Here is a 23,671-nt window from a genome sequence, read left to right on the forward strand (position 1 = left end):
CTATTCGCCCTCGATACCGTGTATGGGCTTGACCGAGTTCCACGATTTGCAGCTCGGGCAATGCCAATGCAGCGAACGGCCCTTGAAGCCGCACTTGCCGCACATGTAGTTCAATTTCTGCTCGATGAGCCGCGAGGTGACTTCCTTCAGCAGGGTGAGGCTCTCGTGCGCTTCGCCTTCGGCGGTGGCCAGCGAATAGCCAATCAGCCTGTCGATGCCGCGCACCGTCGGGCGCTGTTTCAATTCATCGACCATGCGCTGCTTGGCCGCATCGACACCGTCCAGTTCGCGCAGCATTTCGGCCAGCATCAACACTGGCGTGACACCGGTGCGCAGGGTGCCGAGACGTTCGAGGTAGGCAACCAGTTCGGGCGTGCGGTCGAGCGTGCGATAACACTCGACCAGCGGCACGATGGCTTCCGAGATGAATGCCACGTTTTGCGTTTCGATGCGCTGCAGGTGACGGATGGCAGCCTCGTAGGCGCCGGCCGTCATGGCGAGACGCGCCTGCATGAGGCTCGCGCGCACGCATTTGTCATCGACCGCCAGCGCCTGGCGCAGGCGCGCGCTGGCTTCCTCGACATCACCCTCGGCGAGCAGCGCATCGGCCTGCTCGCACAGGAAATGGGCGCGCCGGTCGCGCAGATCGGTATTGCCGAGCTTTTCCAGGCGTTGGGTGTATTCGAGCGCCTTGTCCCAGTCGCGCTCCTGCTGGTAGATGTCGACCAGGTGATCGATGGCCTGGCGCTGGTGGGCGCCGCTCTCCAGCAATTCCTTGAACAGGCTCTCGGCGCGATCGAGAAGACCCGAGCGCATGTAATCGAGACCGAGTTCGAGCAGCGCGAGCGCACGCTGGTCGAATTCGAGACTGGGTCTCGCCACGATGTTCTGATGGATGCGTATGGCCCTGTCGACTTCGCCGCGACGCCGGAACAGGTTGCCGAGCGCGAGATGGGTCTCGACCGTTTCGCTCTCGACCTCGATGGCCTTGATGAAGACTTCGATGGCCTTGTCGGGACGGTCATTGAGCAGGAAATTGAGACCGCGGATGTAATCCGAGGACAGACCGCCGCTGCTGCCCCGCCCGCGCGTGCCGCGCCGCCCACCGGCGTCACGCCGGCCTATCAGCCACCCCGACAGCGCCGCCACCGGCAGCAGGCATACCACCAGGCCGAAAAGGTACTCAGGGGACATCTTTGGCTGAAATCGCGCGCAGGCTCGCCAGTTCGCGGCCCGCGATCTGCTGACGGCGCTTCAAGCGGCGGATCTCCGCCTTGAGGCGCAGCACGGTGCTTGCCGTCACCAGCGCGCCCAGCAGCACGCCCGCCACCAGCGAAGCGACCACCACCAGCGACAACTCCACCGTGACCGTGCCGGCAAAATAGTCGAGCACGATGTCCTGCTTGTTGCGGATGTGAAATGCGAGGCCGGCCAGGGCCACCAGCACGGCAACCAAGAGATAGATGAGGCGCGTCATGTCAGGATTGATCCCGCCCCGGGGCGCGGGTCCTCGAGTTCAAGGGCAAACGGACACGCATCGGAGACGCGGCCGCGCGACCGCGGCGATGAGGGCGCGGAGCTACGACTCGTCGTCGTAATCGTCCAACAGGTCATTGTCGCCATCGGTATCCGGATCGTAGTCGCGTGCGAGCTTGATCTCGGGCGCGGTTTCGGCGCCCAGGTTGACACGCTCACGCAGCTCCTTGCCCGGTTTGAAGTGCGGCACATACTTGGCCGGCAGGGATACCGGATCGCCGGACTTGGGATTGCGTCCCACGCGCGGCGGCCGGTAGTGCAGAGAGAAACTTCCAAAGCCACGAATTTCTATGCGCTCGCCGGTTGCCAGGGTCTGGCCCATGTGTTCGAGCATGGTCTTGACGGCCAACTCAACGTCACGATAGCCCAGCTGCGACTGTTTGCGCACCAACGATTCGATCAGTTCAGACTTCGTCATTATTGTTCTCTGTTTTCCTGCGGTCAGGACGCGCGTTCCTCCGGGTCGAGGAACGCGCGCGCAACGACTATCGGTCGAGCTGCTCCTTCAGCAGATCGCCAAGCGTCGTGCGAGTGCCGTCGTTGTCGGCACTGTATTCCTGCAGAGCGGCCTGCTCTTCCTCGCTCTCCTTGGCTTTGATCGACAGGTTGACGACGCGACGCTTGCGGTCGACGCCGACAATCAGCGCTTCCACTTCTTCGCCTTCGCGCAACACCTTGCGCGCATCGTCGACCGGGTCGATGGAGATCTCGGAGGCACGCAGCGAGCCTTCGACACCCTCGGCCAGATCGATGGTCGCGCCCTTGGCATCGACCGCGACAATCTTGCCGGTCACGATCACACCCTTGCCATGCTGGGCGAGGTAGGTCGAGAACGGATCCTGCGCGAGCTGCTTGACGCCCAGCGAAATACGTTCGCGTTCGGCATCCACCGCCAGCACCACGGTTTCCAGTTCGTCGCCCTTCTTGTAGTTGCGCACCACTTCTTCGCCGGGCAGGTCCCACGACAGATCCGACAGGTGCACGAGACCGTCGATGCCGCCGTCCAGGCCGATGAAGATGCCAAAGTCGGTGATCGACTTGATCTTGCCGACCACGCGCTCACCCTTGTTGTGGGTGGCGGCGAATTCTTCCCAGGGATTGGAACGGCACTGCTTCATGCCGAGCGAGATACGGCGACGCTCTTCGTCGATGTCGAGCACCATGACTTCGACTTCTTCGCCGAGGTGCACGACCTTGGACGGATGCACGTTCTTGTTGGTCCAGTCCATTTCGGACACGTGCACCAAGCCTTCCACGCCCTCTTCGATCTCGACGAAGCAGCCGTAGTCGGCGATGTTCGAGACCTTGCCGAACAGGCGCGAATGCTCGGGATAGCGGCGCGCGATATCGACCCACGGATCGTCGCCGAGCTGCTTGAGGCCGAGCGACACGCGCTGACGATCGCGATCGAACTTCAGCACCTTCACTTCGATCTCGTCGCCGATATTGACCACTTCGGACGGATGCTTGACGCGGCGCCAGGCCATGTCGGTGATGTGCAGCAGGCCATCGATGCCGCCGAGGTCGATGAACGCACCGTAGTCGGTGAGATTCTTGACCAGGCCCTTGATGGTCGCGCCTTCGTTCAGGCCCTCGAGCAGCGCTTCGCGCTCGGCCGAGTTCTCGCTCTCCACCACCGCGCGGCGCGAAACCACCACGTTGTTGCGGCGACGGTCGACCTTGATGACCTTGAATTCGAGCGGCTTGCCTTCGAGGTAGCTGGTGTCGCGCACCGGGCGCACGTCGACCAGCGAGCCGGGCAGGAAGGCGCGGATGGTGCTGATGTCGACGGTGAAACCGCCCTTGACCTTGTCGCTGATGATACCGATGACGGTTTCGTTGGTTTCGCAGGCCTTCTCGAGTTCTTCCCAGGCCTTGGCACGCTTGGCCTTGTCGCGCGACAGGCGGGTTTCGCCATAGCCGTCTTCGACCGCGTCCAGGGCGACGTCGATCTCGTCGCCTACCTTGACGTCAACGTCACCGGCATTGTTGCGAAACTGTTCGAGCGGAATGACACCCTCGGACTTGAGTCCGGCATTCACGACCACGAAATCCGAACGGATCTCGACGATGATGCCCTTGACGATGGTGCCGGGCCGCATCTTGGCAGCGACCTGACTCTCTTCAAATAATTCTGCGAAACTTTCCGCCATATGTTTGTTTAAACGAAAGCCTGACGCGCCACAGCCATCTCGGCTGGGCTTCTTGCAGACCTTTCCGTCTCCTAGCTGTGTGTTGTTGATCGGATGGGCTGAAACCCGGCGTGTCGCTCAGGACGTTGCGCCGCTGGCCAGGCCCGCTTCCCGCACCAGACGTTTGACATGCAGGACCACGGCGGCGATATCGCTATCGGTCGTATCGAGAATGATGGCGTCGGTTGCTGGCTTAAGAGGGGAGATGGAACGCTGTTCGTCGCGACGATCCCGCTCGGCGATGTCCCCTAAAAGCTGCGGGAGGTTAACACCCATTCCTTTTTCATTCAATTGCTTGTAGCGCCTCTGGGCGCGTTCCTCGACACTCGCCGTGAGGTAGATCTTGAGGTCGGCGGCGGGAAACACCACGGTGCCCATGTCGCGTCCGTCGGCGACCAGTCCGGGGCCTGGGCGAAGGCATGCTGGCGAGCGAGCAGTGCCGCGCGCACCGGCCCCAGGGCCGCCACCTGCGAGGCGCGCGCGCCGGCTTCCTCGCTGCGGATGAGGTCGGTGACGTCCCGGCCTTCGAGCAGCACGCGGGTATCGCCCTCGCCTTCGACGAACTCGACCGGCAGGCAAGCGGCCAGCGCGGCGACCGCCTCGGCATCGTCGAGGGCCACGCCACGGCCCTGGGCGAAATGCGCCGTGACGCGATAAAGCGCCCCGGAATCAAGCAGATGCCAGCCGAGCCAGGCGGTGATGAGGCGCGCCAGCGTGCCCTTGCCGGTGCCGCTCGGGCCGTCGATGGTGATGACGGGCGCGACGCCGGCCGCCATCAGGGCGCAATCCTGAGACCGCAGGCGCGGGCCGCAGCTACGAAGGTCGGAAAAGAAGTCGCGATGTTGGCGGCGTTGCGTATGGTGATGGGGCCGGCAGCGCGCAGCGCCGCGACCGCAAAGGCCATGGCGATGCGGTGGTCGCCCTGGGCATCGATCTCGCCGCCCTGCAGGGCGCCGCCGTCGATGGCGATGCCGTCGTCGTACACCTCGGTGCGGATGCCGAGCGCATTGAGACCTTCGGCCATGACCGCGATGCGGTCGCTTTCCTTGTGACGCAGTTCCTCGGCGCCGCGCAGCACGGTGCGGCCCTCGGCGCAGGCGGCGGCGATGAAGATCGCCGGGAATTCGTCGATGGCGAGCGGTACGGCGGCCTGCGGAATGTCGATACCGCGCAATGCCGAGCCATGCACGGTCAGATCGGCGACCGGCTCGCTGCCGACCCGGCGCGGCGCGCCATGATCGATGCGCGCCCCCATCGCCGCCATGATGTCGAGCACGCCGGTACGGGTCGGGTTGACGCCCACCGCCGGCATGGTCAGGCGGCTGCCGGGTGCGATGGCGGCGCCGACGATGAAGAACGCTGCCGAGGAGATGTCGGCCGGCACGGCAATGTCGAAAGCCTTGAGGCGCTGGCCGCCGCGCAGGCTGACGGTGCCGCCGTGGCTGTCGAGTTCCACGCCGCAGGCGCGCAGCATGAGTTCGGTGTGGTCGCGGGTCGGCGCGGGCTCGGTCACGCGCGTCACGCCGTCGGCATAGAGGCCGGCCAGCAATACCGCCGATTTGACCTGGGCGCTGGCGACCGGCAGCTGGTAATCAATGGCCGTCAGATGTCCACCGCCAGCCAGGCTCACCGGCGGCGTGCCACCCTCGGCGGTGGTGAGGCGCGCGCCCATGCGGTTCAAGGGTTCCGCCACGCGTCGCATCGGACGGCGACTCAGGGACGGGTCGCCGGTCAAGGTGGCGGGCAGTCCGGCGCCGGCCAGGATGCCGCACAAAAGGCGCATCGAGGTACCGGAATTGCCGAGGTAGAGCGGCGCCGCCGGTGCGCGCAAGCCGTCGACGCCGACACCGTGCACGGTCAGTCGCCCGTCACCGTGATTGTCGACCGTGACGCCGAGCGCGCGAAACGCGTCCATGGTCGCGAGCACGTCTTCGCCGAGCAGGCAATCCGACACCTGGCACACGCCATCGGCCAGTGCGCCGAACATCACCGCGCGATGGGAAACGGACTTGTCGCCAGGAATGACGATGCTGCCGGTCAGCGCGCCCCCGGGCGCGACGATGAGATCATTGGCGACGTGCATTGGCTTCCGGTACTACGCAGCGATCGCGCGCCTGTTTGGCGCGCTTGAAGGATAGTTCGAGGGTCGCGCCATCGCCGTCGCGCAACGCCTGCATCAGGCGTTCGAGACGCGCCGCGTAGGCGCCACAGATAGTCAGCAGCGCATCGCGATTGGCGAGCGCGATGTCGCGCCACATCTCGGGATTGCTGGAGGCGATACGGGTGAAATCACGAAAGCCGCCGGCCGCGAAGGCAAAGATGTCGTCGGCATCGGAGGCTTCCGCCAGCAGGTCGACCAGGGTGAAGGCCAGCATGTGCGGCAGATGCGAAGTGGCGGCCAGCACGCGATCATGATCGGTCACCGACATCTGCGTCACGCGCGCGCCGGTGGCCTGCCACATCGATTGCACGGTGGCGAGGGCTTGGGCATCGGTGTCGGCCTCCGGCGTCAGGATCACTCGGTGCCCGACGTAGAGTTCCGCGAACGCCGCCTGCGCGCCGCTGTGCTCGGTGCCGGCAATCGGATGGCCGGGCACGAAGCGCGAGAATTGCGCGCCGAGCGCGGCGCGCGCCGCCGCCACCACGCTGGCCTTGGTGCTGCCGACGTCGGTGACGATGGCGTGGGGCTCGAGCGCCGGCGCGATGCGCGCGAGGATGTCGGCGGTCGAGCCCAGGGTCGCGCCGATCACGACCATGTCGGCATCGGCGACCGCCTGGGCCGCGTCCTGGCTGTAGCTGTCGATGACGCCGAGGGCGACCGCCTGCTCGAGATTGGCAATACCGCGCCCGACGCCGACCACGCGTTCGACCTTGCCCGCCTTGCGCAACGCGCAGGCCAGCGAGCCACCGATCAGGCCAACGCCGATCACCACCAGCTTGGAAATCATGCTGTCACCTTAAAGAACCGCGCAGCGCTCAGAGAATGGCGCGCGGATAACTGCCGAGCAACTTGAACAGGCTTGCGCGACTTTCGATCTCGGCCAGCGCCGCCGCCACCACCGGGTCGTCGCTGTGGCCCAGGAGGTCGACGAAAAAAAGATAGTCCCAGACGCCATTGCGGGCGGGACGCGATTCGATGCGCGTCATGCTGATGCCGCGCTCGGCCAGCACGCTCAGGATCGCATGCAGGGCGCCCGCCTTGTTGGGCAGGCCGAACATCACGCTCGTGACGTCGTCGCCACTGTCACGCGGAATGGTGCGCCCCAGCACCGCGAAGCGCGTGGTGTTGTGCGGAAAATCCTCGATATTGGCCGCCAGCGCGGTCAAGCCGTAGCGCAGTCCGGCGTCGACGCTCGCGATCGCGGCGCTGCCGCTTTCGGCGCGCGCACGCTGCGCGGCGGCGGCGTTGGAACTCAAGGCGATGCGCTCGGCGCCGGGAAGATGCAGATCGAGCCAGCCGCGACATTGCGCAAGGGCCTGCTCATGGGCGTACACGCGCTGCACTTCCTGCAGGCTGGCGACCGTGCTCAACAGCTGGTGATGCACGGCCAGCACGATCTCGGCGCAGATGCGCAAGGACGATTCGGCCAGGCAATCGAGCGTCTGGTTGATCGAACCACCGACCGAATTTTCTATCGGCACCACGCCGTAGTCACAGGCGCGCGCCTCGACTTCACGAAACACTTCGCCAACGCTGGTGCTCGCCACCGGCTCGATGGCGCCGCCGAAATGCTTCATCACCGCGGCGTGGGTATAGGTGCCTTCGGGGCCGAGATAGGCGACCCGCAAGGCATGTTCCAGCGACAGACAGGTGGAGATGATCTCGCGCATCACGCGCACCAGGTCCTCGTCCGGCAACGGGCCGGGATTGGACTGAAGCAGGCGGCGCAGGATGCGCGCTTCGCGCTCGGGGCGGTAGAACTCGGTGGCGGTACCGCTGGCGCGTTTGACCTCGCCGACTTCCATGGTCAGCGCCGCGCGGCGATTGAGCAATTGCAGTAGCTCGTCGTCGACCGCGTCTATCATGACGCGCAATTCGCCTATGCGCTGTTCGGTCGACATGCCTGACTCAATCCATGAGCCGTGGCGCAAGGCTGCGACGCCAACGCGCGGGCTTTCGCTTGGACGGGGTCACGCCAGCCGCGCCCTCGCGCGCTATTCGGTGGCGGCGCCGTCGGCGCCGTCGCTGCTGTCGTCGTCGGCAATGCCATCATCGCCGTCCACGCTCTCGCCGTTGTCGAGTTCACCGCCGTCGGCGGCGATGCCGGCGAGATCGGCAATCTGTTCAACGCCGACCAAGGCCTCCCCCTCGGCCAGCGCGATCAGGCGCACGCCCTGGGTGTTGCGGCCGATCACCGAGATGCCGGCGACCGGCGTGCGCACCAGGGTGCCCTTGTCGCTGATGAGCATGATTTCGTCGTCATCGGACACCGCCACAGCGCCGATCACCGAACCATTGCGCTCACTTTCCTGGATGGCGATGACACCGAGGCCACCACGGCCCTTGACCGGGAATTCCTCGAAGCGCGTGCGCTTGCCGTAGCCCTTGGTGGTCGCGATCAGCACCGTGCCGTCGCCTTCCATCGAGATCAGCGCAATCACTTCCTGGCTTTCACCCAGGGTGATACCCCGCACGCCGCGCGCCAGCCGCCCCATGGGCCGCACATGGCGCTCGGAGAAACGCACCGCCTTGCCGGCGCTGCTGACCAGCATGAGATCCGCCGCACCTTGCGTGAGCGCCACGCCCACCAGGCGGTCGCCCTCGTCGAGATCGACCGCGATGATGCCGGCGCTGCGCGGGCGCGAGAAATTGTCCAGCGAAGTCTTCTTGATCACGCCGCTGGCGGTCGCCATCACCACGTAGAGCTCGGCGTCGAATTCCTTGATCGGCAGCACCGCGGTGATGCGCTCGCTCTCGACCAGGGGCAACAGGTTGACCAGCGGCCGGCCGCGCGCGGTGCGCCCGGCCTGCGGCACTTCGTAGACCTTCAGCCAGTACAGCTTGCCGTGATTGGAGAAGCACAACATGGTGTCGTGGGTATTGGCCACGAACAGCTTGTCGACGAAATCCTCGTCCTTGGTGGTGGTGGCGGTCTTGCCCTTGCCGCCGCGGCGCTGCGAACGGTAGACCTCGATGGGCTGCGACTTCGCGTAGCCGGCGTGGGACAGCGTCACCACCACGTCTTCCTGCGAGATGAGATCTTCCAGCGACAGGTTCTCGTGGGTCTCGACGATCTGCGTGCGTCGCGCGTCGCCGAACTGCTCGCGGATCTCCATGAGCTCGTCGCGGATGACCTGCATCAGGCGCTCGGGACGATGCAGGATGTCGAGCAGGTCATCGATGCGCGCCAGCACCTCGCGGTATTCCTCGAGGATCTTGTCCTGCTCGAGCGCGGTCAGGCGCTGCAGGCGCATGTCGAGAATTTCCTTGGCCTGGCGCTCGGACAGGTGATAGCCGTCGTCCTTCATGCCGAACTGCGCGGGCAGATCCTGCGGCCGCGAGACGTCGGAGCCGGCGCGTTCCAACATCGCCATCACCACGCCCGGCGCCCACGCGGTCGCCATCAAGGCTTCACGCGCCTCGTTGGGATTGGGCGAGGCCTTGATCAGCTCGATGATCGGGTCGATGTTGGCCAGCGCCACCGCCAGGCCTTCCAAGATGTGCGCGCGTTCGCGCGCCTTGCGCACTTCGAACAGCGTGCGCCGCGTCACCACTTCGCGACGATGACGCAGGAAGCAATCGAGCAGGTCCAGCAGGTTGAGGGTGCGCGGCTGCCCATCGACCAGCGCCACGGTGTTGATGCCGAACACCGACTGCATCTGCGTGTGGCGATACAGGTTGTTGAGCAACACCTCGGCGCTCTCGCCGCGTTTCACTTCGATGACGATGCGCATGCCGTCCTTGTCGGACTCGTCGCGCAGACCGTCGGGACGGATGCCCTCGATCTTCTTTTCCTTGACGAGCTCGGCGATTTTCTCGATCAGGCGCGCCTTGTTGACCTGGTAGGGCAACTCGGTGATGACGATGCTGGAAAAATCGGTGTCGCCGTTCTCGATGTCGGCGCGCGCCCGCACGTAGATGCGGCCGCGCCCGGTGCGGTAGGCCTCACGGATGCCGGCCGAGCCGTTGATGATGCCGGCGGTGGGGAAATCGGGGCCCGGGATGTAACGCATCAAGGCGTCGACATCGAGGCTTGGCTCGTCGATCAGCGCCACGCAGGCGTCGATCACTTCGCGCAGGTTATGCGGCGCGATGTTGGTCGCCATGCCGACCGCGATGCCGCTGGAACCATTGACGAGCAGGTTCGGAATGCGTGACGGCAGCACCGTCGGTTCCTGTTCCTTGCCGTCGTAGTTGGGCACGAAATCGACGGTGTCCCTGTCGATGTCGGCCAACAGTTCATTGGCGATGCGATCGAGGCGGCACTCGGTGTAACGCATGGCGGCCGGCGGATCGCCGTCGACCGAGCCGAAGTTGCCCTGGCCGTCGATGAGCGTGTAGCGCAGCGAGAAATCCTGCGCCATGCGTACCAGGGTGTCGTAGATGGCGCTGTCGCCGTGCGGGTGGTATTTACCCATCACCTCGCCGACCACGCGGGCGCATTTGACGTACGGCCGGTTCCAGACGTTGCTGGTTTCCTGCATCGCGTACAGCACGCGGCGATGCACCGGTTTGAGCCCGTCGCGGGCATCCGGCAGTGCGCGTCCCACGATTACGCTCATGGCGTAATCCATGTAGGACTGGCGCATTTCGTCCTCGATGTTGACAGGCACCAGCTGGCGCGCGAAATCGGCCATGGGAAATAAAATAACTTATTGAATTTTTATGAGAATTTCCCGGCGACGGGAAGCGCGCAGTATAACACGCTGATTTCGATCAAGGCACCCCTGTAGCGGGCCGCGTTCAGGCGCCGCAGAGCGCCGCGATGCTGGCCGCGTCGGGACGCTCGATGACGCCCTTCTCGGTGACCAAGGCGTCGATGAGATGGGCCGGCGTCACGTCGAATACCGGGTTCAATGCACGCACGCCCGGGGCCGCCACTTCGAGGCCGCCGAGTTGGGTCAATTCGCGCCCCTCACGATGTTCGATGACGATGTCGGCGCCGCTGGCGGTGGCGATATCGACGGTCGACATCGGCGCCGCGACCATGAACCGCACGCCGTGCGCGCGCGCCAGCGTGGCGAGACCATAGGTGCCGATCTTGTTGGCCGTGTCGCCATTGGCGGCCACCCGGTCGGCGCCGGTGATGACCCATTGCACGCGCCCCTCGGCCATGAGCCAGGCGGCGGCGCTGTCGGCAATGAGGGTGGCGTCGATGCCGTCCTGCATGAGTTCCCACACCGTCAGGCGCGCGCCCTGCAGCCAGGGACGCGTCTCGCCGGCATAGACCGCGGTGATGCGACCGTCGCGCCAGGCGCTGCGGATCACACCGAGCGCCGTGCCGTAACCGGCGGTGGCGAGCGCGCCGGCGTTGCAATGGGTCAGCACGCCCGAGCCGGGCGCGATCAGGCGCGCGCCAAAGTCGCCCATGGCGCGATTGGCGGCCAGATCCTCGTCGTGCAGGCGCAGCGCCAAGGCCAGCAGCGCGGCGTAGGGGTCGCCTTCGAGGTCGACACAGGCGGCCGCCATCACGTCCAGCGCCCACATGAGGTTGACCGCGGTCGGGCGTGTTTCGCGCAGCATGGCAAGATCGCTTGCCACCGCCGAACGCCACTCGGCGCCGAGGCGCGCGAAATGGCTGCGCGCCGACAGCGCCACCGCGTAGGCGGCGGTGATGCCGATGGCCGGCGCGCCGCGCACCACCATGCTGCGTATCGCATCGGCGGCGCTGTCGGCGTCATGACAGGCGATGTAGCTCACTTCCTTGGGCAGCAGACGCTGGTCGAGCAGCAGCAGATGATCGTCACACCAGCGTATGGCCTGGGTGGCTTCGCGGTTCGTCGACATGCGTGGGTTCCCTTGAATTGCTGTGGTACTTTAGACCGAAATCGACGCCTGCTTAAGTTCTCCATGCCGCCATCCGTCCAGGCCATCCACGCGCGCTGGGTCATCCCGGTCGAACCTGCCAATACCGTGCTCGATCATCACACCGTGGTGCTGGAGGATTCCCTCATCGCCGCCATCGTGCCGACCGCGCAATGGCGCAGCGCCGGCCCGCACGTCGAAGAAATCCCGCTGCCGGAGCACGCGTTGATCCCGGGCCTGGTCAACGCCCACACCCACGCGGCCATGAGCCTGTTTCGCGGCATGGCCGACGATCGGCCCTTGATGGACTGGCTGGAGAATCACATCTGGCCGGCCGAAGCGCGCAGCATCAATCGCGAGTTCGTGCGCGACGGCACGCGCCTCGCCGCCGCCGAGATGCTGCTCGGCGGCACCACCTGTTTCAACGACATGTACTTCTTCGGCGACGAGGCGGCGTCGGCCGCCATCGAGGCCGGCATACGCGCCGTCATCGGCATGATCGTGATCGGCTTCCCGAGCGCCTGGGCGGCCGACGTCGACGAGTATTTCCGCAAGGGCCAGGCGGTGCACGACACCTTCCGCGATCATCCGCTCATCACCAGCGCCTTCGCGCCCCACGCGCCCTACACGGTCGACGACCATGCGCTGCGCCGTATCGCGACGCTGGCCGAGGAACTGGACGTGCCGGTGCACATGCACGTGCAGGAAACCCAGGATGAAGTGGAGCGCGCCATCGCCGTCAGCGGCGTGCGGCCGCTGCGGCGCCTGCAGGGCCTGGGCCTGGTCACGCCGCGCCTGGTCGGCGTGCACATGACCTGCCTCGACGACGACGAACTCGATCTGCTCGCCCACAGCGGCGCGACGGTCGTGCATTGCCCGGAATCGAATTTGAAACTTGCCAGCGGCTTTTGCCCGGTGGACAAACTGCTGGCGCGCGGGGTGAACGTGGCCTGCGGCACCGACGGCGCGGCCAGCAACAACGATCTCGACATGCTCGGTGAGATCCGCACCGCCTCGCTGCTGGCCAAGGGCGTGGCCGGCGATCCGTGTGCGCTGCCCGCTGCCCAGGCACTGCGCATGGCCACCTACAACGGCGCGCTGGCGCTCGGCCTCGAGCGCAGCATCGGCTCGCTGGAAATCGGCAAGCAGGCCGACATGGTCGCCATCGATCTCGGCGACGCACGCGCACGGCCGGTGTACGACCCGGTTTCGCAGATCATCTACAGCGGCCACCGTGACCAGGTGGCGCAGGTGTGGGTGGGCGGACGGCGCGTGGTGCGCGACCGTCAGCTCATGACGCTGGATCTCGGCGACCTGCGTGCCGCCAGCGACGACTGGGGCCAGCGCATCCGCCAACCCTGAGCGCGCGAGTCAGTCCTGCGGAATACCGATGGCCTGGTCCCACTTGTTGACGATGGAACAGAACAGGTCGGCGGTACGCTCCGCATCGTAGATGGCGGAATGGGCGGCTGACGGGTCCCACTTGAAGCCCGCCGCACGCACCGCGCGCGCCAGCACCGTCTGCCCGTAGGCGAGACCCGACAGGGCCGCGGTATCGAAGGTGCTGAAATTGTGGAACGGCATGTCCTTGATGCCACAGCGCTCGGCGGCGGCCTTGACGAAGGACAGGTCGAAGGCCGGATTGTGGCCCACCAGCACCGCGCGCGTGCAGCCGTGTTCGTTGATCTGCCGACGCACGGCCGTGAAGATCTCCTTCATGGCCTCGGTCTCCTCCACCGCCAGTCGAAACGGGTGGAAGGGATCGATCTTGTTGAACTCCAGCGCACGACGTTCGAGATTGGCGCCGGGAAAGGGCCGCACGTGAAACGCGAACGTGGCCTGACGACGCCAGCCGACGTCGGCGTCGACCTCCAGGGTGACCGCGGCGATTTCCAACAACGCATCGGTGCGGGGATTGAAGCCGCCGGTCTCGACATCGACGATGACCGGCAGGAAGCCGCGAAAGCGATTGGCGATGACGTTCTCGGTCATGGGCGGCACGGCACGCACGGAGCGGCCCATGACGCCGCCGCAAGCCATCCGATGGGCTCATGCGTGAGTGCTGCGTAACTTGATTTCAATGGAAAAGTCCAGGCTAGGAAACACGGATCTCGAGGTCAGCCGCTTCGCGCTCGGCACCATGACCTTTGGCGCACAGAATAGCGCAGCCGAGGCCCATGCCCAATTGGACGCGGCCTGCGCCGCCGGCATCAACCTCATCGACAGCGCCGAACTCTATCCGGCGCCCGCCGCCGCCGCGAGTTATGGCGACAGCGAACGCATCATCGGCCGCTGGCTGGCGAACTCGGGCAGGCGTCAGCACCTGTTGATCGCGACCAAGGCCGCCGGCCCCGCCGCCTTCGTGCCGTGGATTCGCGGCGGACGCTCGCGTCACGATCGTGACAACCTTGAAGCCGCGGTGAACGGCTCGCTGGCGCGTCTCGGTATCGAATGCATCGATCTCATGCAACTGCACTGGCCCGATCGCGCCACCCACTTCTTTGGTCAACGCGGCTTCAAGCCGGCGCGCGACGAAGCGCCGTTCGACATCGAGGCAACATTACGCGCGCTCGCCGCGCTGATCACGGCCGGCAAGCTGCGGCACATCGGCATCGCCAACGAAACGCCGTGGGGCATGGGCGAATTCCTGCGACTCGCGGCGCTGCATGGCCTGCCACGCATCGTCACCGTGCAGAACCCCTACAACCTGCTCAATCGCGGCGTCGAAAGCGGGCTGGCCGAGGTAGCATGGCGCGAACGCTGCGGTGTGCTCGCCTACAGCCCGCTCGCGGGCGGGCTGTTGAGCGGCAAGTACGCCACCGGCGAGGTGAGCGAGGATGCACGCCTGCGCCGTCATGCGCGTCATTACCGGCAGTTCACCTCGCCGGCCGCCCACGCCGCCAGCGCCCGCTATGCCGCCATCGCGCGCGCCGCCGGGCTCGAGCCGGCGGCCATGGCACTGGCCTACATCGCGTCGAAACCCTATGTCACCAGCGTTATCATAGGCGCCACCACCGCCGCGCAACTGAGCACCAATCTCGGCGCGGCCACGCTCAAACTGCCCCGCGACGTCGTGCGCGCCATCGACGCCGTGCATGAGGAGATCCCCAACCCGTGTCCGTGACCGTTCCCGTCGTTCCGCCATTGTCGGAACTCACCGCCCTGTCGCCGCTCGACGGCCGTTATGCCCGCCACACCGGCGCCTTGCGCAATACCTGTAGTGAATACGGCTTGATTCGCTACCGCGTGCTGGTCGAAGTCGAGTGGCTGAAGGCACTGGCCGCGGCCGGCGGCATCGCCGAACTGCCGGCCTTCGAGGCCGCGACCGTGGCCCACCTGGACGCCATCGTCGACGGCTTCAACGTCGAGCACGCGGCGCGCATCAAGGCCATCGAGCGCACCACCAATCACGACGTCAAGGCGGTCGAATATTTTCTGCGTGAACAGTTTGGCGAGCAGGCGGCGCTGGCCGGCGCCATTCCCTTCATCCATTTCGCCTGCACCTCGGAAGACATCAACAATCTCTCCTATGGCCTGATGTTGCGCGATGCGCGCGACACGGTGGTGGCGCCGGCGCTGCATGCCATCAACGAGGAACTGCGCAAGCTCGCGCATGCCTTTGCCGACGTGCCGATGCTGGCCCGCACCCACGGCCAGACCGCCACGCCCACCACCATGGGCAAGGAGATGGCCAACGTCAGTGCCCGTCTCAAGGCCCAGCTCGCGCAGTTCGAAGCGGTGGCCATGCTCGGCAAGATCAACGGCGCGGTGGGTAACTACAACGCCCACGTGGTGGCCTATCCCGAAGTCGATTGGCCGGCGCTGGCGCGCGGCTTCGTGGCGGCGCTGGGTCTCGAATTCAATCCCTACACCACGCAGATCGAACCGCACGATTGCGTGGCCGCGTATTGCGACGCGCTGGCGCGCGTCAACACGGTGCTGATCGATCTCTCGCGTGACATCTGGAGCTATATCTCGCTCGGCTATTTCCGCCAAAAGAAGCTCGAGCACGAGGTCGGTTCCTCGACCATGCCGCACAAGGTCAATCCCATCGATTTCGAAAACGCCGAAGGCAACCTCGGCCTCGCCGATGCGCTGCTCGGCCACTTCGCGCGCAAGCTGCCGATTTCGCGTCTGCAGCGTGACCTCACCGACTCCACCGTGTTGCGCAATCTGGGCGCGGCGCTGGGCTACACGCTCATCGCCTGTCGTTCGCTGGCGCAAGGCCTGGCCAAGCTCGAAATCGATCGCGACACGCTGGCGCGCGATCTCGACCAGGCCTGGGAGATCCTCGCCGAGCCGGTGCAGACCGTGATGCGGCGCTATGGCATCAACGATTCCTACGAGCAGCTGAAACAGTTGACGCGCGGTCAGCGCATCGAGCGCGACGGGCTGCATCGTTTCATCGATGGTCTCGCCATCCCGGCCGAGGCGCGCGCGGCGCTGAAGGCGCTGACACCGGCGAGCTACATCGGCCTCGCCACCGAGCTCGCGCGCGACATCTGACATGCACGACGGAGCCGCGCCGACCGCCATGCATGTGCTGGGCGTCAGCGCCGCGCCGTTCGAGGTGGCGACGCGTGACGCGCTGGCCGAGGTGTGTCTCGCCATGGCCAGCCAGGCGCGGCGCACACTCGACATCGTCAGCCGCCATCTCGACGCGCCGCTGTTCGACAACGAGCCCTTCGTCGCCGCCGTCAAGCAGATGACGCTCGGCCATCGCAGCGCGCGGGTGCGGCTGTTCATCCTCGAGCCGCGCCCGCTGGTCGGCCAGGGCCACCGCCTCGTCGAGCTCGCCACCCGCCTCACCACCTTCATCGAGATCCGCACGCCCGCCCCACAGCACAAGAGCTTCAACGAAGCGCTGCTGATTGCCGATAACGTCGGTTACGTGCGTCGCCAGTTTTCCGACCGCTACGATGCGGAAGTCGATTTCGCCAGCCGGCGCGGCGCCACCGCCCTCTGCGAGCGCTTCGAGCAGCTCTGGCAGCGCGGCCAGCTGGATTCGAATTTCAGGAGACTGCATCTATGACGCGACTGGCGACGGCCCTGCTGCTGTGCATGCTGTGTAGCGCCGCGCTGGCCGATTTGCTGGTCATGGAAGTCATCCCGCTCAAACATCGCCTGGCCAACGATCTCGTGCCGACCCTGCGCGAACTGGTGGCCGAAGGCGGCACCGTCACCGGCCTCGACAACCAGGTCATCATTCGCAGCACGCCGGCCAACCTGGCCGATCTGAAACAGGTGCTGGCGGGACTGGACACGCGCCAGCGGCAGCTGCGCATCACCGTGCGCCAGAACGTCGGCAACGCCAGTCAGGGCGCGGCCGATGCCTTGGCGGCGCGCCTGCGTGCCGGCCAGGCCGACGTCGCGGCCGGTCTCGGCGGCCCCGGCGACGCGCCCGGCGCGGCCGTGCGCTACCAGGGGCGAACGCGCTGACGCGAGCGTCGAGAGCTATCGCACCCACGACCAGGACGCGCGCGCCAGCAGCCATTTCGTGCTGGCCATCGAAGGCACGCCGGCCTATATCGCCACCGGGCGCTCGGTGCCGCTGCCGCAATCGTCGGCGCTGCTGACGCCTTACGGCGCCAACGTCCAGCAGTCACTCGAGTATCGCAAGGTCGGCAGCGGCGTGTACGTGACGCCGCGCCTGGCGGGCGACGAGGTGACGCTCGAGATCTCGCCCTACAACGACCAGCTGGCGCGCGAGGGCGGCGGCATGACAGCCGAGCGCGGCGTCGACACCGTGGTGCGCGGACGGCTCGGCGAATGGTTGCCGCTGGGCGGCGCGACCAGCGCCAGTCACGACAGCAGCAACAGCGAATTGACCCGCACCGAGCGTCGCGATGACCAGGCCTACGACGTGTGGGTAAAAGTGGAAGTCGCCCCCTAAGTCCACGACAATAGCGGCCTCACGCGCGGCGCCCCCGGCGCCGGCCCAGGCCACAGGATTTTTTCTCGATGCTCTTACTCCGCGGCACCCGCGCGCTCTCGCCATTCCGTCTCGACAAACTGCTGGCCGCCGGCCGCGCCCTGTGCCCCGGACTGACGGGACTCGAAGCCGAACATGTCTACGTCGCGTGGTTGAACGACGCCGACGACGACACGTCGGCGCTGCGTGACAGGCTGCTGGCCATGACCCGCGCGGTCGCCGTCATCGAAGCCGGCGTCGACCGCGCGCCGGACCTGCTGGTGGCGCCGCGCCTCGGCACCATCTCGCCGTGGTCGAGCAAGGCCACCGACATCGCGCGCAACTGCGGCGCGCCGGTCGAGCGCATCGAACGGGTCACGGCCTGGCATTGCGCGGGTGTGAACGCCGTCGAGCGCGCCACGCTGCTGCCGGTGCTGCACGATCGCATGACCGAAACCGTGCTGGAGGATTACGCGCATCTCGAGCGCCTGCACAGCGACGCCCAGCCGCGACCCTTGCGTCATATCCCGCTCACGCGCGCAGGCCGCGCGGCGCTGGTCGAGGCCAACCGCAACCTGGGTCTCGCGCTGGCCGACGACGAGATCGATTATCTCGTCACGCGCTTCACCGAACTGGCGCGCGATCCCAGCGACGTCGAGCTCATGATGTTCGCGCAGGCCAATTCCGAACATTGCCGCCACAAGATCTTCAACGCGAGCTGGATCATCGACGGCGTGGCGCAGGACAAGAGCCTGTTCGGCATGATCCGCAATACCTTTGCCAGCCATCCCAACGACGTGCTGTCGGCCTACCGTGACAACGCCGCGGTCACGCGTGGCTACCACGCACCGCGTTTTCATGCCGATCCCGTCAGCGGCGAATACCGCGACGAGGCACAGGACATCCACATCCTGATGAAGGTCGAGACGCACAACCATCCGACTGCCATCTCGCCCTATCCCGGCGCGGCCACCGGCGCCGGCGGTGAAATTCGCGACGAGGGCGCGACCGGCCGCGGCGCCAAGCCGAAGGCCGGCCTCACCGGCTTCAGCGTTTCGCACCTGCGCATCCCCGGTCTCCCCGCGCCGTGGGAAGCGTCGCGCCCCCTCAACCCGCGCCTCGCCACCGCCTTCGACATCATGATTGACGGCCCGCTCGGCGCCGCCGCCTTCAACAACGAATTCGGGCGGCCGGCCTTGAACGGCTACTTCCGCAACTTCGAGCATCGCGTGACAGACACGCAAGGCCTGCTGCGCGGCTACGACAAGCCCATCATGCTGGCCGGCGGCCTGGGCAATATTCGCGGCGACCATGTCGAGAAACTGCCGATGTGCGACGACGCCGCCATCATCGTGCTGGGCGGCCCGGCCATGCTCATCGGTCTCGGCGGCGGCGCCGCCTCGTCGGTGGGCTCGGGCGCGATCGACGCGGAACTGGACTTCGCTTCCGTGCAGCGCGACAACGCCGAAATCGAGCGCCGCGCGCAGATGGTGATCGATGCCTGCTGGGCATGCGGCGAAGACAATCCCATCCTCATGATTCACGACGTCGGCGCCGGCGGCCTGTCCAATGCCATCCCCGAGATCCTGCACGACGGTGGTCGCGGCGGTGACATCGCGCTGCGCGCGATCCCGAACGCCGAGCCCGGCATGGCGCCACTCGAGATCTGGTGCAACGAAGCGCAGGAGCGCTACGTGCTGGCGCTGCGTCCGCAGGACGTGGCGCGTTTCGCTGCGATCTGCGAACGCGAACGTTGCCCGTACGCGGTGGTCGGCCATGCCAGCGCCAACGAACATCTCAGGCTGCGCGACGCATTGGCCACCGACGCCAGCGCGGGTTCGCCCATCGACCTGCCCATGGACGTGATCTTCGGCAAGCCGCCGCGCATGGAACGCACGGCCGTGCACGTGGCGCCGCGCAGCGAGGCTTTCGACACGCGCGGCATCTCCGTCGCCGAGGCGCTCGACCGCGTGCTGCGTTTTCCGACCGTGGCCGACAAGCGCTTTCTCATCACGATCGGCGATCGCAGCGTCGGCGGCCTGTGCGTGCGCGACCAGATGGTCGGACCCTGGCAGGTGCCGGTCGCCGATTGCGCCGTCACCGCCAGCAGTTTCCGCGAGCGTTGCGGCGAAGCGATGGCCATCGGCGAACGCACGCCGGTGGCCTTGCTGGATGGCCCGGCGGCGGCGCGGCTCGCCATCGCCGAAGCCATCACCAACATCGCCGCGGCGCGCATCCGGCGCATCGAAGACATCGTGATCTCGGCCAACTGGATGAGCCCGGCGGGCTTCGAAGGCGAGGACGCCCGGCTCTATGACATGGTGCGCGCGGTCGGCATGGAATTGTGTCCGGCGCTAGGCATCAACATCCCGGTCGGCAAGGATTCGATGTCCATGCAGTCGTCATGGCGTGCCGACGATGGCGACTGGCGCACCGTGTCGCCGGTGTCCCTCATCGCCAGCGCGTTCGCGCCGGTGACGGACGTCGGCGCCAGCCTCACGCCGCAGTTGCAACGGGATGAAGACACGCTGTTGCTGCTGATCGATCTCGGCCGCGGTCGCCAGCGTCTCGGCGCCTCGATACTCGCGCAGTGCTACCAGGCACTCGGCGATACACCGGCCGACTGTGACAGCGCCGAGGATCTCGCCGACCTGTTCCGCGCCGTTCAGGCCTTGAACGATGCCGGCCTGCTGCTCGCCTATCACGACCGCTCCGACGGTGGCCTGGTGGTGACGGTGGCGGAAATGGCTTTCGCCGGCCGCTGCGGCGTGGAACTCGACATCAGCGCGCTGGAAGGCGATGACCTTGCGTGCCTGTTTGCCGAGGAACTCGGCGCGGTGCTGCAGGTGCGCGCGGTCGATGTCGATGCCGTGATGGGCTATCTCAATGACAGTACCCGGCTCGGCACCTGCACCCACCTCATCGGCCAGCCGCGCGCCGCGCGCACCCTGCGTATCGTGCGTGACGGCCGCGAAGTGCATCGCGCAAGCCTCAAGGATCTGCTGGCGGCCTACAGCGCCACCACCCACGCCATGCAAAGGCTGCGCGATAACCCGCGCTGCGCCGATGAAGAACTGGCCACCATCCTCGACGATGACGACGCCGGCCTCGGCGTGCACTTGCCCGCCGCCGGCTTCACGCGCCATCGGCCACGCAGCCACGGCGGCACGCGGCCGCGCGTCGCCATCCTGCGTGAACAGGGCGTCAACGGCTACGTGGAAATGGCGGCGGCCTTCGACCGCGCCGGCTTCACGGCGGTCGACGTGCACATGACCGACATCATCGCCGGCCGCCATACCCTGGAGGACATGCAGGGCCTCGCCGCCTGCGGCGGCTTCTCCTATGGCGACGTGCTCGGCGCCGGTCGCGGCTGGGCCGGCACCATCGCCTTCAATGACCAGGCGCGCGCGCGCTTCGAGGCCTTCTTCAAGCGACCGGACACCTTCACGCTCGGCGTGTGCAACGGTTGCCAGATGCTGGCCAATCTTGCCGACAGCATTCCGGGCGCCGGCCATTGGCCGCGCTTCGAACGCAATGCCTCGGAACAGTACGAAGCACGACTGGTGATGGTCGAAGTGACGGACTCGCCGTCCGTCCTGATGCGCGGCATGAGCGGACTGCGCGCGCCGATCGTGGTCGCCCATGGCGAAGGCCGCGCCGAGTGGCGGAACGGCGCCGCGCCGGACCTGCGCGGTGCGTGTCTGCGCTACGTCGACGGCGATGGCGCGCTGGCGACGACCTACCCGCACAATCCCAATGGTTCGCCGCTGGGTCTCGCCGGGCTCACCAGCGACGATGGTCGCGTGACCATCATGATGCCGCACCCGGAGCGCGTGTTCCTGCGCCAGCAATATTCGTGGTTCCCGCCTGAATGGCAGGACGCGGAAGGTCCGTGGCTGGCCTTGTTCAACAATGCGCGGGCGTGGTTGGCGGGGGAATAGGCCCCCCTGCATCACCCTGTAGGTGCGAATTCATTCGCACATTGAAGGGCGCGCCGGCCTGAATGTGCGAATGAATTCGCACCTACACGGTAACCACCATGAGTGACGACAGCCACCAGCCACCGCGCGAAAAATCCTTCCGCGAACTCATCGGCAAGGTGCGACCGCTGGTGGTCGACACCATCGAGCCCGAACGGCCGCGCACGCCGGCGCGCCGCCGGCGTGTCGAGCCCGAACGCGACGACTCCCTGCTCGAACCGGCCACGCCCCATCGCCTCGGCAGCGACAGCCACGATGCCGCCGCCGGCCAGGACTACCATCGCCCGGGCCTGCAGAACTCGGTGTTACGCAAGCTGCGGCGTGGTCAATTCCCGGTGCAGGACGAGCTCGACCTGCATGGCATGACGGTGCGCGAAGCGGGCATACGTCTCGGTGACTTCCTGCTGCACGCACGCGGCCGGCGCCTGTCCTGCGTGCGCATCATCCACGGCAAGGGCCTGAGCTCACCGGACCGCAGCCCGGTATTGAAACCGCAGGTGGCGCGCTGGCTGCGCAGTCATGATGGCGTGCTGGCATTCACGCCAGCGCGGATTGAAGACGGCGGCAGTGGCGCCTTGTACGTGTTGTTGCGTAGTCGACGAGATTGATAAGCGCGTAGCGAATTTCAATGTGCGAATAAATTCGCACCTGCAAATCACTCGAGCAGGCACACCGCGCTCGCGGCGATGCCTTCACCGCGGCCGGTGAAGCCCATCTTCTCGGTGGTGGTGCCCTTGACGTTGACGGCCTCGATGGCGAGACCGGTGTCTTCGGCGATGTTGGCGCGCATGGTTTCGACGTGGGCCGAGATGCGCGGCCGCTCGCAGATCGCGACGGCGTCGATGTTGACTATCTGCAAGCCCGCTTCGTCCAGCAGCTCCTTCACGCGGCGCAACAGCACGCGGCTGCTGACGCCCTTGTAGGCCGGGTCCGAATCCGGGAAGTGGCGGCCGATATCGCCAAGCGCGGCCGCGCCCAGCAGCGCATCGCAGATCGCATGCAGCAGCACGTCGCCATCGGAATGCGCCGCGAGTCCCTGGTCGAACGGGATCTCGACACCGCCCAGCACCACGTGGTTGCCGTCCTTGAATCGATGGGCGTCGTAGCCCTGCCCTACTCTCATTGCGTGTGCCCTCCCCGGGCGGCTTGCGACTGCGCGGCGAGGATCATGCCGGCCAGCGCGAGGTCTTCAGGATGAGTGATCTTGAGATTGTCGGCGCTGCCCGCCACCACGCGCGGCGTGAGGCCTATGCGTTCGATGGCCTGCGCCTCGTCGGTCACGATCACGCCATCGGCGAGCGCGGTCTCGATGGCTTGGGTGAGCGTGCCGAGCCGGAACATCTGCGGCGTCAGCGCATGCCATAGCTGCGTGCGATCGACAGTCGCGATGATCGCGCCGTCGGCGTCGCAGCGCTTCAGGGTGTCGCGCACCGGCGCGGCGAGTATGCCGCCCACTTCGTGGTCGCCCAGGGTCTCGAACATGCGATCGAGATCGGTCACGCGCACACAGGGCCGCGCCGCGTCATGCACCATCACCCAGTCGTCGGGCGCGGCGTGGGCCGACAAGGCATGCAGCGCCGACAGCACCGAGTGGCAGCGCTCGGCGCCGCCCTGCGCGGTGCCTATCTTGCCCGGCAGTTTTGCGCGCAGGTCTTCGAAGTATTCATCGCCGGGGCTGATGGCGACCACCACCTTCTGGACCAGGGCGTGGCCGGCGAGCCGCCACAGCGTGTGCTCCAGCACCGTGCGGCCTGCGAGTTCGAGATATTGCTTGGGTACCGCCGAACCCATGCGCTTGCCCGCGCCGGCGGCCGGCACCACCGCGTAAACCGCGCCGTTCATTCCACCGGCACCGCTTTACGGGGCGCCGGCGCGACGGCGGGCGCCTTGGCCGCGGGTCGCGGCGGAACGGCGGGACTGGTGGTCTTGGCGACGGTCGCGGCCGGCGCGGGCGCGCTGCCACGGGGCTTGATGGCGGAGGTCGCCGGTGTGCTCGCCTTGTTGATGGCGGTCGTGCTCTTGGTAGTGGTAGTGGTGGTAGGCCTGACCGGGGCGGCCGGTCTGGCCAGCGGCTTGGCGGCACCGG

20 protein-coding genes and 1 pseudogene are annotated in these 23,671 nt (G+C 66.6%); 8 read left to right on the forward strand and 13 right to left on the reverse strand.

Features of this window, described 5'->3' with window-relative positions; translation table 11 throughout:
* The 10 genes and pseudogenes from lapB to mtnA form a co-directional block, all read right to left on the reverse strand.
* Positions 1-1,194 (reverse strand): lipopolysaccharide assembly protein LapB, encoded by a 1,194-nt coding sequence (gene lapB / locus IPM80_08725; GenBank protein ID MBK8958510.1) that lies wholly within the window; start codon positions 1,192-1,194, stop codon positions 1-3.
* Positions 1,184-1,477, reverse strand: a complete 294-nt coding sequence (locus tag IPM80_08730; protein MBK8958511.1) for a LapA family protein — start codon at positions 1,475-1,477, stop codon at positions 1,184-1,186. Before IPM80_08730 ends, lapB begins: the two co-directional genes overlap by 11 nt.
* 102 nt (positions 1,478-1,579) lie before the next feature.
* Positions 1,580-1,954, reverse strand: a complete 375-nt coding sequence (locus tag IPM80_08735) for an integration host factor subunit beta (GenBank protein ID MBK8958512.1) — start codon at positions 1,952-1,954, stop codon at positions 1,580-1,582.
* A 67-nt stretch (positions 1,955-2,021) separates the two neighbouring features.
* Positions 2,022-3,689 carry a 30S ribosomal protein S1 gene (rpsA, locus tag IPM80_08740; protein MBK8958513.1) on the reverse strand — a complete coding sequence of 556 codons (1,668 nt, stop codon included), beginning with the start codon at positions 3,687-3,689 and terminating at the stop codon, positions 2,022-2,024.
* Positions 3,690-3,806: 117 nt separating this feature from the next.
* A pseudogene (locus IPM80_08745) lies at positions 3,807-4,504 on the reverse strand ((d)CMP kinase).
* A complete protein-coding gene (gene aroA / locus IPM80_08750) occupies positions 4,504-5,811 on the reverse strand; it encodes a 3-phosphoshikimate 1-carboxyvinyltransferase (protein MBK8958514.1) in 1,308 nt (435 codons plus the stop codon). The pseudogene IPM80_08745 and the gene aroA overlap by 1 nt, the downstream one beginning before the upstream one ends.
* The gene (locus tag IPM80_08755) at positions 5,795-6,676 is read right to left on the reverse strand and encodes a prephenate dehydrogenase/arogenate dehydrogenase family protein (protein ID MBK8958515.1); all 882 of its coding nucleotides are present in this window, start codon (positions 6,674-6,676) and stop codon (positions 5,795-5,797) included. The genes aroA and IPM80_08755 overlap by 17 nt, the downstream gene beginning before the upstream one ends.
* Positions 6,677-6,704: 28 nt before the next feature.
* The gene (gene pheA, locus IPM80_08760) at positions 6,705-7,790 is read right to left on the reverse strand and encodes a prephenate dehydratase (GenBank protein ID MBK8958516.1); all 1,086 of its coding nucleotides are present in this window, start codon (positions 7,788-7,790) and stop codon (positions 6,705-6,707) included.
* 93 nt (positions 7,791-7,883) lie between these two features.
* Entirely contained in the window at positions 7,884-10,526 is a 2,643-nt protein-coding gene (gene gyrA / locus IPM80_08765; protein ID MBK8958517.1) for a DNA gyrase subunit A, read from the reverse strand.
* A gap of 106 nt (positions 10,527-10,632) precedes the next feature.
* Positions 10,633-11,676: an S-methyl-5-thioribose-1-phosphate isomerase gene (gene mtnA, locus IPM80_08770; protein ID MBK8958518.1), complete on the reverse strand. Its 1,044-nt coding sequence runs from the start codon at positions 11,674-11,676 to the stop codon at positions 10,633-10,635.
* A gap of 63 nt (positions 11,677-11,739) precedes the next feature.
* On the opposite strand from mtnA, the gene IPM80_08775 reads away from it, so the two are divergent.
* Positions 11,740-13,056 carry a TRZ/ATZ family hydrolase gene (locus tag IPM80_08775; protein MBK8958519.1) on the forward strand — a complete coding sequence of 439 codons (1,317 nt, stop codon included), beginning with the start codon at positions 11,740-11,742 and terminating at the stop codon, positions 13,054-13,056.
* Between the two features lie 9 nt (positions 13,057-13,065).
* Here the strand turns inward: IPM80_08775 and rnt are convergent, their stop codons facing one another.
* Positions 13,066-13,686 carry a ribonuclease T gene (gene rnt, locus IPM80_08780; protein MBK8958520.1) on the reverse strand — a complete coding sequence of 207 codons (621 nt, stop codon included), beginning with the start codon at positions 13,684-13,686 and terminating at the stop codon, positions 13,066-13,068.
* 88 nt (positions 13,687-13,774) lie between these two features.
* Here rnt and IPM80_08785 point away from each other — a divergent pair, with 88 nt between their 5' ends.
* The 7 genes from IPM80_08785 (at position 13,775) to IPM80_08815 (ending at position 22,193) form a co-directional block, all read left to right on the forward strand.
* Positions 13,775-14,818: an aldo/keto reductase gene (locus IPM80_08785; protein ID MBK8958521.1), complete on the forward strand. Its 1,044-nt coding sequence runs from the start codon at positions 13,775-13,777 to the stop codon at positions 14,816-14,818.
* 20 nt (positions 14,819-14,838) lie between these two features.
* Positions 14,839-16,200, forward strand: a complete 1,362-nt coding sequence (purB, locus tag IPM80_08790; GenBank protein MBK8958522.1) for an adenylosuccinate lyase — start codon at positions 14,839-14,841, stop codon at positions 16,198-16,200.
* Between the two features lies 1 nt (position 16,201).
* Entirely contained in the window at positions 16,202-16,726 is a 525-nt protein-coding gene (locus tag IPM80_08795; GenBank protein MBK8958523.1) for a hypothetical protein, read from the forward strand.
* Positions 16,723-17,133 (forward strand): hypothetical protein, encoded by a 411-nt coding sequence (locus tag IPM80_08800; GenBank protein ID MBK8958524.1) that lies wholly within the window; start codon positions 16,723-16,725, stop codon positions 17,131-17,133. The genes IPM80_08795 and IPM80_08800 overlap by 4 nt, the downstream gene beginning before the upstream one ends.
* A gap of 58 nt (positions 17,134-17,191) precedes the next feature.
* Positions 17,192-17,587 carry a hypothetical protein gene (locus IPM80_08805; protein MBK8958525.1) on the forward strand — a complete coding sequence of 132 codons (396 nt, stop codon included), beginning with the start codon at positions 17,192-17,194 and terminating at the stop codon, positions 17,585-17,587.
* A 68-nt stretch (positions 17,588-17,655) separates the two neighbouring features.
* Entirely contained in the window at positions 17,656-21,546 is a 3,891-nt protein-coding gene (purL, locus tag IPM80_08810) for a phosphoribosylformylglycinamidine synthase (GenBank protein MBK8958526.1), read from the forward strand.
* Positions 21,547-21,644: 98 nt separating this feature from the next.
* Positions 21,645-22,193 (forward strand): Smr/MutS family protein, encoded by a 549-nt coding sequence (locus IPM80_08815; protein MBK8958527.1) that lies wholly within the window; start codon positions 21,645-21,647, stop codon positions 22,191-22,193.
* 47 nt (positions 22,194-22,240) lie between these two features.
* Here the strand turns inward: IPM80_08815 and ispF are convergent, their stop codons facing one another.
* Together ispF and ispD are read right to left on the reverse strand one after the other, a co-directional pair.
* Positions 22,241-22,708, reverse strand: a complete 468-nt coding sequence (ispF, locus tag IPM80_08820; GenBank protein ID MBK8958528.1) for a 2-C-methyl-D-erythritol 2,4-cyclodiphosphate synthase — start codon at positions 22,706-22,708, stop codon at positions 22,241-22,243.
* Positions 22,705-23,427 carry a 2-C-methyl-D-erythritol 4-phosphate cytidylyltransferase gene (ispD, locus tag IPM80_08825; protein ID MBK8958529.1) on the reverse strand — a complete coding sequence of 241 codons (723 nt, stop codon included), beginning with the start codon at positions 23,425-23,427 and terminating at the stop codon, positions 22,705-22,707. The genes ispF and ispD overlap by 4 nt, the downstream gene beginning before the upstream one ends.
* Positions 23,428-23,671 lie beyond the last annotated feature (244 nt).

This window comes from Pseudomonadota bacterium (assembly GCA_016719885.1).
GTDB lineage: Bacteria > Pseudomonadota > Gammaproteobacteria.

Excerpts from the sequence above, each read along its gene's own strand:
- rpsA (MBK8958513.1), bottom strand. The coding sequence starts at position 3,689 with ATGGCGGAAAGTTTCGCAGAATTATTTGAAGAGAGTCAGGTCGCTGCC.
- IPM80_08775 (MBK8958519.1), top strand. The coding sequence starts at position 11,740 with ATGCCGCCATCCGTCCAGGCCATCCACGCGCGCTGGGTCATCCCGGTC.
- IPM80_08785 (MBK8958521.1), top strand. The coding sequence starts at position 13,775 with ATGGAAAAGTCCAGGCTAGGAAACACGGATCTCGAGGTCAGCCGCTTC.
- mtnA (MBK8958518.1), bottom strand. The coding sequence starts at position 11,676 with ATGTCGACGAACCGCGAAGCCACCCAGGCCATACGCTGGTGTGACGAT.
- IPM80_08730 (MBK8958511.1), bottom strand. The coding sequence starts at position 1,477 with ATGACGCGCCTCATCTATCTCTTGGTTGCCGTGCTGGTGGCCCTGGCC.
- IPM80_08815 (MBK8958527.1), top strand. The coding sequence starts at position 21,645 with ATGAGTGACGACAGCCACCAGCCACCGCGCGAAAAATCCTTCCGCGAA.
- lapB (MBK8958510.1), bottom strand. The coding sequence starts at position 1,194 with ATGTCCCCTGAGTACCTTTTCGGCCTGGTGGTATGCCTGCTGCCGGTG.
- ispD (MBK8958529.1), bottom strand. The coding sequence starts at position 23,427 with ATGAACGGCGCGGTTTACGCGGTGGTGCCGGCCGCCGGCGCGGGCAAG.
- pheA (MBK8958516.1), bottom strand. The coding sequence starts at position 7,790 with ATGTCGACCGAACAGCGCATAGGCGAATTGCGCGTCATGATAGACGCG.
- IPM80_08755 (MBK8958515.1), bottom strand. The coding sequence starts at position 6,676 with ATGATTTCCAAGCTGGTGGTGATCGGCGTTGGCCTGATCGGTGGCTCG.
- purL (MBK8958526.1), top strand. The coding sequence starts at position 17,656 with ATGCTCTTACTCCGCGGCACCCGCGCGCTCTCGCCATTCCGTCTCGAC.
- IPM80_08800 (MBK8958524.1), top strand. The coding sequence starts at position 16,723 with ATGACGCGACTGGCGACGGCCCTGCTGCTGTGCATGCTGTGTAGCGCC.
- rnt (MBK8958520.1), bottom strand. The coding sequence starts at position 13,686 with ATGACCGAGAACGTCATCGCCAATCGCTTTCGCGGCTTCCTGCCGGTC.
- IPM80_08735 (MBK8958512.1), bottom strand. The coding sequence starts at position 1,954 with ATGACGAAGTCTGAACTGATCGAATCGTTGGTGCGCAAACAGTCGCAG.
- aroA (MBK8958514.1), bottom strand. The coding sequence starts at position 5,811 with ATGCACGTCGCCAATGATCTCATCGTCGCGCCCGGGGGCGCGCTGACC.
- IPM80_08795 (MBK8958523.1), top strand. The coding sequence starts at position 16,202 with ATGCACGACGGAGCCGCGCCGACCGCCATGCATGTGCTGGGCGTCAGC.
- ispF (MBK8958528.1), bottom strand. The coding sequence starts at position 22,708 with ATGAGAGTAGGGCAGGGCTACGACGCCCATCGATTCAAGGACGGCAAC.
- gyrA (MBK8958517.1), bottom strand. The coding sequence starts at position 10,526 with ATGGCCGATTTCGCGCGCCAGCTGGTGCCTGTCAACATCGAGGACGAA.